This is a genomic window from Caproiciproducens galactitolivorans, from assembly GCF_026672255.1.
GTDB lineage: Bacteria > Bacillota > Clostridia > Oscillospirales > Acutalibacteraceae > Caproiciproducens > Caproiciproducens galactitolivorans_A.
Window position 1 is genome coordinate 1 of record NZ_JAPOHA010000006.1, and the last position, 12,677, is coordinate 12,677.

Here is a 12,677-nt window from a genome sequence, read left to right on the forward strand (position 1 = left end):
ACTTTTTCGAGACCTTTTGCGATACTTTCATTTTACCGAAAACACAGGTACTGCCTCTATATAGTTATTTCTATTAACTTTACCTAAATCATTGAATAAATCAAGTTGAGTTATTGAAGCATTTCCTTTTAAATATTTATTTGCTCTCAAATCAATTTGTGCTCCAATTGGACCTGAAGGTACATTTAATTTTATTCCGGGCTTCACTTTATATTCAACAACTTTCCCACAGTCTAGCTTCCAATCCAATTTAATTGCCATATCATTTCTAGCAAAATCTACACTAGGCACATCATTTAGTAATCCAAATCCGCCGGGTTTTGTTATTTTTTGTTTGCTATCCAAAACCATTTTAAATGTGTCTCCTTCCTTTAAAGTAATTATATTATTGTAGGGGTTATAACCATCAGGCCATGGTGACTGCTCTTTTATTAATTTAAAGTAATCATCAATTGTACCGTTTGGATTATATTTTGAAAATTCATTCCATGTCTTTTCTGAACCTATACCTGAATTCCTCCAAAAATTATCATATCTTGCCGCATCTTCTAAAGACATTAACTCTCCGGAATATACCCTGCCCTCAGCAACCTGTTTCGCTTCTTTTCCGATTATTTCAGGATTCCCTGCGGTTGTTACTTCATCGATTACACTTTTAGCCAGCTTTTCCTCTGCACATTTTGCTACTTTACCAAGTATCAGGGTTCCTCCGGCCCAAACGGCTGCACCTGTTACGAAATTACCCACGACACCTTCCGCGGTTACCGTTCTGCCGTCCTGAATACATCTTCCTGCATAAACAGCGCTGTCGATTGCCCCACCGGCATAAGAGCTTGCCACCAATCCTGCTCCGGAAACGATTACCGCTCCTGAAGCGAATCCCCCAATTGAGCCCCACATAAATCCGTCGCTGAATCCATCTATAAATGTTCCGCCGTTCTGTACACTTTCGATTCCTTCTGTTATTCCGCCGATTCCGCCTCCTACGACAGTACATACTGCGATGACCATCAGTTCCGGTCCGGCAATTACAACAGCCGCTATTGCAATCCCGGTAACCACGGTTCCCACCGCTATTTTGAACCAATTTTCTTGATACCATTCTTTTTTAAGTCCGGCTATGTCTTCCAGTCGATCGATAAAACTGTTTGATTCTTTTTCAAGGCGCGTTTCCATCTTTTCATATGTATCTTTTGAAGACGATATAAACAGGCTGATATTTTCTATTTCAGTATACAACGCTTTCATACTTTTTTGAATATCTGCGATGGACCCGTCGATATTTCTTCTCCGCTTTATCTTGGAATCCACGCTGCCAAATACATGATCCATAGAGGATTTTAAATCTTCTAATGTGATGGCTATCGTATGAAACTGCATTGCACAACCTGCCAGCTCGTCTAAAGATACTTTTATAGACCCCAAACCATAAATCCCCCTTTCGCTTAATTTTAAGGATATTTACATAAATTTATCTTGAGCCGTTTCTTGATCCCCGTTATCTTTTTCTAAAAGATAACGATTTAAAAATGCTTCCTCTTCCGCATCCTGATATCCCATAAAATATACTTTATGGATCTGGTCATGATTAAAAAGATACATGTAGTTTTCATTAATATTGCCTTCCGGGTAAAGACATCCTATGTAATCCCATTCTGTATCTGTTCCAACCTGAATCTGTTTGCGGCCATAAACCATAATTCTTTTTGTCCCGTTTTTTAAAATGACAACCGAGCCAATCGGTAAATATTTATCCATAAGAAATGCCTCCATAAATTTATTTTTTTAATCTTACTTATTGGGATTCTCTTTCTTTTTTCTTTGACTTATGAAAACGAGCGCGAATAATAGAATTGCAAATACACCTGTACCGGCAATGGAACCGACAAACAAGGGAGTATTGTTGAACCAACGCGTAAAAACGTTCGTAGTTACAAGGAAATTTTTAATTTCGACCGGAGTTTTATTCCCTGCCGCATCCAGCGCAACAATCCTTACGTTTTGTTTTGCGTTATCACTTGGAATACTGAAGCTGTAATTTTCACCATCAGCAGCATACTTTACCTCGTTATTGTTTAAATAGACGACAACTCCATCGAGAACTAAATTGTCTTTTACGGAAACGGTTGCATCTTTGCGCTCAAGGGCATATTGGCAGTTGCTTTGAAGGTCAAGCGGTTCAATGATCGGCGGGGTTTTATCAACACCGAATACAATCTCCGCTTTCTTTTTCTCATCAATATTTTCATTTACGTTTCCGGCGGAATCTTCCGAATAAATTGCTACCATATATTTCCCGTCACCCGAAAATAAGGATTTCTTTACCGTATAGATATACTGGCGCCACTGTCCGTTGCCGCCTTTTTGCGCTACGGTATAATCCTTGCCTTCCGTTAAATCGCTCGGAGTCCCGTTCTTTGTCATTTTCACGGAAATGGTATTCTGTTTCAGACTGTCAACATTTGTTTCCGTCATTACTACATCCATTTCATTCTTTACATATTTCCTGTCGATCTGCTGGAGGGAATTGTCCAAAGTATAAACAGAGCCAAAGCGGTTTACGGAAAAGGTGATGGTTTTATTTGTTGCATTCCCTGCAAGGTCCGTAATTTCGGCATTTAATGTATAGATATCATCCACATTCCGGGTTTTGGGGAAATTCACGAAGGTATAAACCCGGCCATTCGTAACGTTTTTATACCCGCCGTTCAGTGTTACTGCTTTTCTGTTGGCACCTTTCAAAGTGATCCGTACATTATTCGTATCAAAATTATTATCCGAATACGATACCACCGGTATGACATCGCCTTTATTCGCCGATTGATCTGCTATCCCTGTAATTTCGAGTGCCGGTGTTGTTTTATCAATATAGAATACCTGTTCCGCAAAATCAGCCGCTTTGTTTCCCGCAAGGTCGGAATACTGCGCTGAAAATGTGTATTTTCCGTCCGCCGCATATTGAATCGTTGCCGTATGTATGTCGCCGTCGGTCGTCCATTCGCTTAGCGCAGGAGCTGCAATCTCCCTGTATTCTCCGGTATCATTATTTTCGGCTTTTAAGTTTAATTGGAACGGAGCACCGTCAAGCCCCCAATTATGCTCGGTGACTTTTATGGTCGCGATTCTGTCCGCTTTGTAGTAATTGGTATTGCGTGCATCATTATTGTTGTAAGTAACTTCAATCACCGGTTTTGTATTATCAATTGTGAATTTTGTTGGATTGACTGAATTTCCGTAGTCAATCGCATTGCTTGCATTTTTTGCGAGATCCGTACAACTCACGGCAAATGTATAATCACCGTCGCCGAATGTGCCGTAATCAATCACCATCATCCATTTCTTTTGATTGTTACCCGTCTCATCGGATGCTACCGCCTGGAAAGCGGGAGTAATATTGATCTTTTTACCGTCCTTTTTAACATCCAAGATAACACCGGAATTTTTATAGTTCAACTCCGTAATGGTAATCATGGCTTTCCTGTTTATGTTATTTCCCAAATAGGTATTGTTTGAAAAGGCATTGTTGTCATAGGCAACTTGAATGACAGGCGGTGTAATATCCATTGCTAAGCCGATGCTTTTTTTATAAGAATTCCCGGTTTTATCCGTTGCAACAACCGTAATGGTTATATCATTGCTTTCAAATTCCTTTCCGACAATGAATGAGTCGTCCGCTTCGAACAGGTCTTTATCGACTTCATTCGAATCAAATTCGGAATCGCGGGAATTATATTCCTTCTCCTTGGCCTTTACCGTAATTACCTTATCCTTTTTACCCGGAGCAGAAATCGTTGTGACAACACTTTTGATTCCTGAAGCAATCCCGTTTGTTTTCGGATCTTTTACAACCACCCGGAAAGGAACATCGCTGTTGTACAATCCCACCTTTTCACTGGAAGGTAATGTGATTTGAATGGAATTCTCCGGTAAATTCGGTTCAACCGTAGGACTGATATTGTCAAACACCATTCCGTCCGAACGGAAGTAAGCGATATTTCCGGCGCCATCGGTTACCTTCGCGTAAATTACCGCCATTTTGTTTGACTTTTTAGACAGCTCAATTTTGGTTCCCGCCTCATACGGCCGCCAAGGAAATCCGGAAACATCCTTGCTTGATTCTTCATATTTCGAATTGCTTTCGTAATATTCAACGGACGAAACCGAAGAGAGATTGTCCGCTGCGGAAATCCGAACAGACTCCGATGAATCGTAAAAAAGCCCAAAGGATACCGTATTGATAAAAGAAGTCCAGATATTGTTGTCAACTGCGATTTTTGCCGTTGGTGCTGTTTTATCAAAACTGATTTTCTTCGTAACACGGTTTGTAATTTCATCGGTGGCAGACTTTTTCAGATAAAAAGTAGCCCTTATCAATTCATCGTTTGTATACGTCAGTTCATTTGTCCAGGCAGTACCGTCTGTACTGATCAGATCGTATCCGTTAACCGGTTTCACCACAATCTTTTCAAATTTTGAGTTATACCAGGCTGTTTCTTCCTTTATAGGGGCATCATTCACTGTAAAATCATGATTTGAAATATTGTCGCGGTCGATTGTTAATGGATAGGAGATTGTTTTCGCAAGATATAAGTCATCGGCAGCCCTTGTTGCGGTTACTATAATGGTCACCGAACCGGTCGCTGCATTTGCAGGCGTTTTTGCCATCGTAACGGTTCCACAGGCGTCAACATTTGCGTCGGCAGAATTCTCCGTGACCTGATAAGTTATTGGGCCGTTGCTTTGCCCGCCGCTCACAGGATTGGTAAACGTTTGTCCGTATTTAATATTTGCCGGTTTTGCCGTTGCAAAAGCCAGCCCGGTTTGCTCCGCTTTATCAATGGTTAAAGTATAGGAGGCATCAGCGGGATTATAAACTGCATTTCCGGCTTTCGCTGCCGTAACAACGACCGTTCCGCATTTTGTTACATTCCTGATTTCACCGGTACAAGAATCAATCTGCGCTTTTCCGGTATCTCCTGTAATGGAATACACAGGGGCCGCTGTCGTTTGGCCGCCGCTCACCGTATTGACAAACCGAAATCCAGAGGAATAGGTTTGTCGGGCAGGCGCAGGAGTAGTAAAAAGAAAATCGGTTTGATCGGCTTTATCAACCATCAAGGTATACGTCTTTGTTATTGGGTTATAAAGATCGTCTCCGGCTTTTGTTGCGGATACAACAATGGATCCGCAACTTGTCACATCCGTTATTTCACCTGTGGCCGCATTGATTTTTGCTGAATCCGACCCATCGATGATGGAATACGTAACCACACCGGTGCTCTGCCCGCCGGTTGCCGTATTTATGAAAGAAAATGATGGCGAGTATTTTATATTCCCAGGATTTTTATCTGTAAAATCAAAATCCGTTTGATCTGCCCGGTCAATTGTAACCGTATAGGCCGCACTCGTTTGATTATAATCGTCATCGCCTGCTTTGGTTGCAAGAATATCAATCGATCCACACTTTTTAACGTCTGTTAATACACCTGTAGAGGGGTCGATTTTTGCAACTCCTGTTCCTCCGGCGATGGAATAGGTTGGCTTCCCGTCTGTTTGGCCTCCGGAAGCTTTATTTTTAAAACTGAACTTAGGGAAATACGTTTGTTGTGGGGGGGCTGGATTCTCAAAAGCGAATCCGGTTTGTGAGCCTTTTTTAAAATTATACTCGAGTGGCAAACTGAATGAAGGGTAATATTTATCATCTCCACCGTATTCAGCCGTAAACGAATAGCGGCATACCGGCCCAATTGCCGCAAACTTTATCGAACGGTCTGGCAGTGTGACTGTTTTTATATTGATATTTGCGAATTTGAATGTTATTATTCCTGATGCATCTTTGGGAAGGCCTGTAGCAGTAAGTTCAATCGATTTCGGTCGAACCTGGCCGGTTGACGGGTTAGCGGCCAGCGTAAATGTTATGTCATTTTTCGAAACGTTGACCACCGCTTCCTGACTGCTCACATCTCCTAACACACCTGACATAACACAATAATATTTTCCTGCATCTGCTGAAGTGACCTTTGACAGGGAAAGGGTGGCATCATCAGAACCGATCATAATGATATCCGAAATATTTTTCTTGTACCATTGATAGTGCGTTGCATTCTCTGCCGTTACGGAAAGGGTCAATTGATCCCCAACATGTAAATTAACATTCTCTGGTTGCGCGGTAATCAAAACCGGTTTGGGAGAAATCACAATGGTTTGTTCCCCATCGGCCGGATCCGAATAGAAAGTATTGGCGGTGTAACTGCCGTACCCTGTTTTTGATACCGTAAAATGAGAGGAAGCTCCGCTGCCCTGGCATTCAATATTGGTTCGGTATATTTCATGGCATTTCGCATCGCCGTTTTGATCGGTTTCAATTTTAAATGCATATCCGCCCGAAGCCGTGTGCCCGGAGTCGTCAACGGAACCGGATTCCTTATACCCGGATTCTAACTTACCAGAATCCGTTACGTCGTCATCGTCGTAACCGTCAGGGATTGTCTGCCCGGAGACAACCGCGTTTTCAATCGGATTCTTACTATCCGTAACATGAATCGTATAGTATTTCGAAGTATCCGCCATATTGATTTTTACCGGATGATCGCCGGCCTGAATATGTTTTTCAACGGTATAATAACCCGTACGCTCCGCTGAAATATAATATTCATTTCCGGATATCAGTTCAAAAGTTGCGATACCGGAGGATGTATTCTGGGATTTCAGAAATTTCTTCATCGAATCTTTCACGGTAACTTTTACATCATCCAATGGATTTGTTCCATCCGATACATGGACCTCCACTTCGATATGCGTGGCGTAAGCGGTAACCCCATTTTGCGCTATAAAACCTGTAAACAGTGCTACGGATAAAATCAGTGCCATTACCCTTATCCTGAGTTTTTCTTTCGTACGGTTCATTTCGTGCATCCATCCCCGGTATTTTTATTTTTTGAATCCTGATACAAAACTTCATAGCGATTGCTATGAAAAATAAAATGCATTTCAAAATTAAAGAGCAAAGCAAACAATGCTGCTGCCTGCTGCCATAACGGCGGTCTGATAAAGAACATCAAAACATTTACAAAAACAGACAAAACAAAAAGAAGATTAAAGAAAAGCGCCGGTTTATTGGGATAAAACCATTTCGATTTTTTCTTTATTTCCGCCTTTTCCTGTCCTGTTTTTAAAGGAAATAAATAAAAGAAGGCGAATGCAAGAATAAGGAATCCCCAAAACACAGCGCCCGCGCATATACTGATCATTTTATTGTTATTTTCCTGTAGATATGGAAGCGCAAAAACAACAGAAGAGGAAGCAAACAACATGATGATGGTACCTGTCAGAATGATTTTCGAGCGCAGCAAGCTATATCACCTCATCCGAATGGATAACCTTAACATCTTTAACCAACTTGAACTGATATCCATCTTCCTTTTTATTCTGTTCATTATGGATTCCCGTTTCCGCCAGTACCTCGGTGGCATCTCCGTCGGCTAATACTTCTGTTGCATCTTCTGGAAGCACCTGTTCATCGAATAATACTTCTGTAGCTTGACGGGCTGCGTGATCTTCAATTGATTCTGCATCTTCTGCTAAAACATCGGTTTTTGGATATTCTTTAGGCAAAAAAACGGATTCTTCACGCAAAACTTCCGTTTGAAGGCTTTCTTCTTTAACCGTTTTGATTTTTTGTTTTGAATCGGTTGTCTTTTCTGTATTTCCTGACTTTGTAAATCGGGTACTTTTCCCCTTCGGTTTCGCGGATGGTTCCTGCTCTAAACGGAACACCCCCGGTTTATGATATTTGCCTTGAGCAGCAGTTTCCTCCCGGATTTTTTGAATTTGCTTTGATGCGGTACGGCCGCTCAAATCACCGATCACAGATACCATATTTTGTTTTAAAAACAGAAAAACCAGTACAAAGAGCAGGATTCCTGCAATTGAGAATCCGGCGATTGAAATCATCTGCCAGCTGGCTGCATCCATTTACATTCCTCCTATTGATTCCGATACGCATTTTCAATTGCCTTTTCCGTATCCGGAAAACGGCGCATGATACTCATTTTCATTTCTCCTGTTTTTTCTGTGGCGGCGGAAATATTCGCCGTGCTTTGTTTTACAGTATGAAATACGCTGTATACATCATTTTTCTGTATACCATCCGTCCGAAATTTCCTTGCATAGGTTTCGATGGAATAGGCTGCAAGCTTATAAACCTCCAGCTTTACGATTTCACTTTCCCCCTGATTCTTGTCAACGATGGACAGCAATTGTTTCATATTGTTCCAATACGGACCATACTTTCCTTTGTCCGATGCTTCTTCGATATTCAGCGTAATATCCCGGTTGAACTTTCCGATATCGCGGTACACCGCGGCCATGTAATAATAATCCGTATCTTTTATCCCGTAGCTCACCGCATCCTCAAACCACTGAATGGAGCTTTTCATTCTGGTTACTTGGTTATCACTTTGCTTCGTTTTGCCATAGTCGTAATAATACCAATACAGTTTTCCAACTTCAAAAGCCAAATCTGCGTAATCCTGCGTTTGCTTCAGCTGTGTTAAATGGGGGATTATTTCTTTTTTAAGCTTCTTTTCTTCCTCAACCGTAAACACCGCGTCTTCCTTGAACGCATTAATCATACCGATATACGCATCCTTGGAAGTCGGTTTAATTCCGGCTGCTTTCCTGTAATAATCAACCTTTTCAACGTCGGTCGACGCCTTTACCGCCATTTGAATATTGTTGCTGTAGTCGGCATTGTTCGTCCGCGTCTTCATTGCCTGTCCAAAAAAGCCCACGGCCAGACTCAAAAGAAAACAGGCGGCAACGATGCCAAACCTCCGTAATTTGGATTTTTGTTTTTCTCGGTACACGTCATCAATTTCTTCGTAATGGTTTAATGCGTATAGAAGTTCCGCACAGGATTGATACCGATCGTCGGGGTTGAGCTGTGTACATTTCTGTATGATTTTTTCCAGCCCGCCGGACAACTGCGGATTCCAGTGCCGAATGGGGTAAAGTTCATAAGGCGGTTCGCACGGATTTTGGCCCGTTACCAAATGATAAAGAGTCGCGCCAAGGCAATAAACATCCGTTCTTGCGTCCGTTTGTCCCTTTCCGCCGAACTGTTCCGGAGCCGCATATCCCTTCGTCCCAAGGCTCACCGTATCGGCCAGATTCTGTTCTTTATATTCTCTTGCAATACCGAAATCAATTAATTTCAAATAGCCATCGGGCTTAAGCATGATATTGGCAGGCTTCATATCCCGATAAATAATCGGCGGTTTCCGGGTATGCAGATATTCAAGCGCTTCGCAAAGCTGTTTTGCCCAATCAATCACTGCATCCTGCGGCTGCGCCCCGTATTCGTTTAAGACCTTGTCCAAAGGCTCTCCCTCTATATAATCCATGATTACATAGATCACATTTCCGTTATCGATGATATCCACGATTCTGGGCAGGCACGGATGATCGAGTTTCTTAATCATATTCGCTTCAACAATTGCGCTTTGAATGATCACCTGATTGTTTTTGTCTCTGGCTTTTTTTTCAATCTCTTTGACCGCCCATTGCTTGTTGAGACGTTTATCCATTGCAAGATATACCTTTGACATACCGCCCTGACCAATTAATTTCAGAATTTCATATTTTCCGTCTACAACCGATCCAATGGTTATCAAATTTCATTTCCCCCCGCTTGCATTTTCATAAGCAAAACCGTTATATCATCCGTTTCTCCCCGATGTTTGTTCCGTGCAACCAACTCTTTTGCCTTTTGTTCCATAATCATTTCCGTTTTCAGAACGCACGGAGAAAATGCCTCCAAAATTTCATTTTCCGTCAAGACATGGCGAAAACCATCCGTACAAAGCATATACACCGCATCCGGAACCGGCCTTCCTGCGACGAATTGCGGTACAAGCACTTTGGAAGCCCCGATACATTGCAACAGCATGTTCCTTCTCGGGTCCGCTTCCGCCTGTTGCGCAGTCATGATACCGCGTTTTACTTCGCGCCCTACAATCGCCTGATCTTCCGTCATGATTTCAATTTTATCGTGGATGACATACGCTCTTGAATCCCCCACGTGGCCGATGATGAAAAAGCGTTCTTCGAGGAGCAGCAGAACCGTCAATGTTGTACCGAGCTGAATATTTCTCTCTCTTCCGTAGGCGGCGATTTTTCTATTCTGCTCCTGTATGATTTGATTCCAGCGATACTGTATGGCATGAATATCCTTTTTGGCGATCTGCGAAGGGAGTTCCGCTTCAAACCATTTTGAAAAAGCATTGACAACGCTGGCACTTGCAACCTCTCCTTTTAAAAGTCCGCCCATGCCGTCACAAACAGCAGCCATCACGATTTCGCCGTATGGAGTATCCGCCGCCTTTATACAGAAGCTGTCCTGATTGATCTTTCTTTTTGTGCCTGCATCCGTACAAGATGCCGCTAACACTCTCATTTTTGCCTCCTGTTTCGTGCTCCGTTACAGATAGAAAACAAAGTTTTCATTTCCCAATCGAAGCTTTGTGCCGGAAAAAATTTCGGTTTCCTCCTGAGCAGGGATCGCCTTTTCATCAACATAAGTTTTATTGGTGGAATGATGATCGATGATATAGAAGCGGCCGTCTTTTGTAAGAATATCCGCGTGATTTCTGCTGACTGCGTTGTTATCGGAAACAATATAGTCACAATGCATTTCTTTTCCGATTTTAAAAATCGGTTGATCGATACCGATCTTTTCTTTTGTTTTATCCCGAATCAAATAGGGAGCCGTTCTTTTCTGTTCCTCATCGCCAAGTACCGTCGTGCCGTCAAACTCTTCAATTCCCAGCACAGAGGTTCCCTCGCTGAAACTTTGAGTATCGGTATGGTTTTCACATCCGTCCGGATTCTCAGCCAGTGCTTTTGAAAGAGGCGCCCCATTGAAATGCAAAGGATTGTATACTGTGCCTTCTTTGCTGTTTTGTTCGATTAACATCTCGCCGCAAGACGTACAAAAACGCACGCCGAAGGTGTTTTCCCTGCCGCATTTTTTACATTTTATTTTCTTTTGTATTGTAATTGGTTGACCCAATAATTCTTTTATGTATCCCTCTAATTCAAATAAGGAAAAATTGACTCCGCTGTTTATAATGCTTTTATATTTTTCAACATAACCTGTATCTTCGTTTTGCAAAAAAAGAACGGTATCGGCAATTTCCAGAAAAAAATCCTTTAATGTTTTATGATTATCAAAATGCTGGATTGGCACATAAATAAAAAAAACACGCCTTGTTGCGGGGTTTACCATAATATTTTTAAAATCCAGCAGCAAACATTTTTGATTAAAGAAAGATTTTTGCAGTGTTTGTAAAATCGTTAATATATTATCAATTAATACAGCAAATGCATTTTTATCCATGGGTGATTTTAAGTAAGCAGATAATGGTATATAGCCTGTTATGTTATAGCCAAGTTTAAAGGAACGTTCTTTTTGCTTTACGGTAACAGGAAGTAAACCGATGACTTCCTGATTTTTAATCGCTTCGATTTCACGCATCGTAAGCTGCTGCCCTTTTAAGCTTTTTATCCAAAAACAGGATTGGTTATCCCGGGTAATTGTTTTAAACTTGTTCATATTATCCTCAAATATTATGGGGTTTCATTCCTTGTTCAACAGCTCGTTGTGCCCTTTTTCTTGCTTCTCTCGCCGCTTCTTCCTCTTCTTCTTTTCGAATTTGCTTTGCAACCTCAAGGATATTATCGCTAAGTGTCTCTAATTTGCTGGATGTTGACTTTAATTTTGACAAGGCATTTTCAATTGCCTCGTTTACTTTTCCCATTTCTTCCGCCTGCCAATAACCGTTGAGCAGGTCTCTGGCGTCTGAAAGATTTTTATGGGACGATTTTAGTCGTACTACATATGTATTAAGCCGTGAAGACTGATCCCACGCTTTGAATACATTAATCATATACAGAGCCCCCATCTGAATTCTATTTCTGCCAATGGAACGCTTTAAGTACATGGGCGAAGAAAGGAATCTTCACCCACATACTTATTGGAGCATTATTTAAATAATCCGGCGTTATTCTGAATTGCACCTTCGGTTGTTTCATAGCTTTGTGCCGTAGCATCAAGAAATTTGCAATACGATTCAATAATCCCCTTGTATTCTTCAAAACGGGGTTTCAATGCGTTCATGTTCGCGCGGATGTCCGTCGCCGCATCGCTCTTCCAGGTTGCTTCCAAATCGTTCATTGACTTATTAATTTCCGCAAGCTTCTGGTCAAGCGTATTGTTGATTGTACGAACTTTCTGAGATGTATCCATCAATACTTGCGTTGTTACCTGAATTCCTTCAACAGCCATTTTTACTCCTCCTTCTTAGTTCACAAGCTTACGGGCCTGATCCATGATCGTCTGCTGTGTTTCCCGATATGCTTTGGCGCTTTTTTTAAGAAAATCCGCATAATTCATCATTAAAGTATGCATTTTTTCAAAGTCATCTTTGAAACCTGCAATTTGGTCGATAAACGCCAAATTATCCTTTCCGTTCCATGTTGATGCCATTGCGCCGGTTTCATTGTACAGCTGGTCATATTGTGTTTTATAATCCCCTGCAAGCCCCTCGATTTTGCCCGCAGATGTTTCCAACTGTTCCGGTGTTACCTGAATGATTCTTGCCATTGCATTTGACCTC

The 12,677-nt window shown here is 41.7% G+C and carries 11 protein-coding genes; all 11 read right to left on the reverse strand.

The annotated features are described in order from the left end of the window. Nucleotides 1-27: 27 nt before the first annotated feature. On the reverse strand, nt 28-1,425 hold the full coding sequence (locus OUY18_RS06825; RefSeq protein WP_268058014.1) for a hypothetical protein: 1,398 nt from the start codon (nt 1,423-1,425) through the stop codon (nt 28-30). Between the two features lie 36 nt (nt 1,426-1,461). Continuing rightward, nucleotides 1,462-1,758 carry a DUF4176 domain-containing protein gene (locus OUY18_RS06830; protein WP_268058016.1) on the reverse strand — a complete coding sequence of 99 codons (297 nt, stop codon included), beginning with the start codon at nt 1,756-1,758 and terminating at the stop codon, nt 1,462-1,464. Nucleotides 1,759-1,791: 33 nt separating this feature from the next. Then, nucleotides 1,792-6,906: an immunoglobulin domain-containing protein gene (locus tag OUY18_RS06835; RefSeq protein WP_268058017.1), complete on the reverse strand. Its 5,115-nt coding sequence runs from the start codon at nt 6,904-6,906 to the stop codon at nt 1,792-1,794. Continuing rightward, a complete protein-coding gene (locus OUY18_RS06840) occupies nt 6,903-7,352 on the reverse strand; it encodes a hypothetical protein (RefSeq protein WP_268058018.1) in 450 nt (149 codons plus the stop codon). The genes OUY18_RS06835 and OUY18_RS06840 overlap by 4 nt, the downstream gene beginning before the upstream one ends. A gap of 1 nt (nt 7,353) precedes the next feature. Beyond that, a complete protein-coding gene (locus tag OUY18_RS06845) occupies nt 7,354-7,974 on the reverse strand; it encodes a hypothetical protein (protein WP_268058019.1) in 621 nt (206 codons plus the stop codon). 11 nt (nt 7,975-7,985) lie between these two features. After that, complete coding sequence (locus OUY18_RS06850; protein ID WP_268058020.1) at nt 7,986-9,674, reverse strand: serine/threonine protein kinase; 1,689 nt, start codon at nt 9,672-9,674, stop codon at nt 7,986-7,988. Next, nucleotides 9,671-10,456, reverse strand: a complete 786-nt coding sequence (locus tag OUY18_RS06855) for a PP2C family protein-serine/threonine phosphatase (RefSeq protein ID WP_268058021.1) — start codon at nt 10,454-10,456, stop codon at nt 9,671-9,673. The genes OUY18_RS06850 and OUY18_RS06855 overlap by 4 nt, the downstream gene beginning before the upstream one ends. A 24-nt stretch (nt 10,457-10,480) precedes the next feature. Beyond that, complete coding sequence (locus OUY18_RS06860; RefSeq protein ID WP_268058022.1) at nt 10,481-11,614, reverse strand: DUF6382 domain-containing protein; 1,134 nt, start codon at nt 11,612-11,614, stop codon at nt 10,481-10,483. Between the two features lie 7 nt (nt 11,615-11,621). Beyond that, a complete protein-coding gene (locus OUY18_RS06865) occupies nt 11,622-11,948 on the reverse strand; it encodes a hypothetical protein (protein ID WP_268058023.1) in 327 nt (108 codons plus the stop codon). Between the two features lie 95 nt (nt 11,949-12,043). Next, nucleotides 12,044-12,346, reverse strand: coding sequence for a pore-forming ESAT-6 family protein (locus OUY18_RS06870; RefSeq protein ID WP_268058024.1), 303 nt, complete (start codon nt 12,344-12,346; stop codon nt 12,044-12,046). A gap of 15 nt (nt 12,347-12,361) precedes the next feature. Then, complete coding sequence (locus tag OUY18_RS06875; RefSeq protein WP_268058025.1) at nt 12,362-12,664, reverse strand: WXG100 family type VII secretion target; 303 nt, start codon at nt 12,662-12,664, stop codon at nt 12,362-12,364. Nucleotides 12,665-12,677 lie beyond the last annotated feature (13 nt).

What these genes read in the sequence shown, in the direction of transcription:
- OUY18_RS06830 (WP_268058016.1), bottom strand. Translation starts at nt 1,758, where the DNA reads ATGGATAAATATTTACCGATTGGCTCGGTTGTCATTTTAAAAAACGGG.
- OUY18_RS06835 (WP_268058017.1), bottom strand. Translation starts at nt 6,906, where the DNA reads ATGAACCGTACGAAAGAAAAACTCAGGATAAGGGTAATGGCACTGATT.
- OUY18_RS06845 (WP_268058019.1), bottom strand. Translation starts at nt 7,974, where the DNA reads ATGGATGCAGCCAGCTGGCAGATGATTTCAATCGCCGGATTCTCAATT.
- OUY18_RS06855 (WP_268058021.1), bottom strand. Translation starts at nt 10,456, where the DNA reads ATGAGAGTGTTAGCGGCATCTTGTACGGATGCAGGCACAAAAAGAAAG.
- OUY18_RS06860 (WP_268058022.1), bottom strand. Translation starts at nt 11,614, where the DNA reads ATGAACAAGTTTAAAACAATTACCCGGGATAACCAATCCTGTTTTTGG.
- OUY18_RS06865 (WP_268058023.1), bottom strand. Translation starts at nt 11,948, where the DNA reads ATGATTAATGTATTCAAAGCGTGGGATCAGTCTTCACGGCTTAATACA.
- OUY18_RS06870 (WP_268058024.1), bottom strand. Translation starts at nt 12,346, where the DNA reads ATGGCTGTTGAAGGAATTCAGGTAACAACGCAAGTATTGATGGATACA.
- OUY18_RS06875 (WP_268058025.1), bottom strand. Translation starts at nt 12,664, where the DNA reads ATGGCAAGAATCATTCAGGTAACACCGGAACAGTTGGAAACATCTGCG.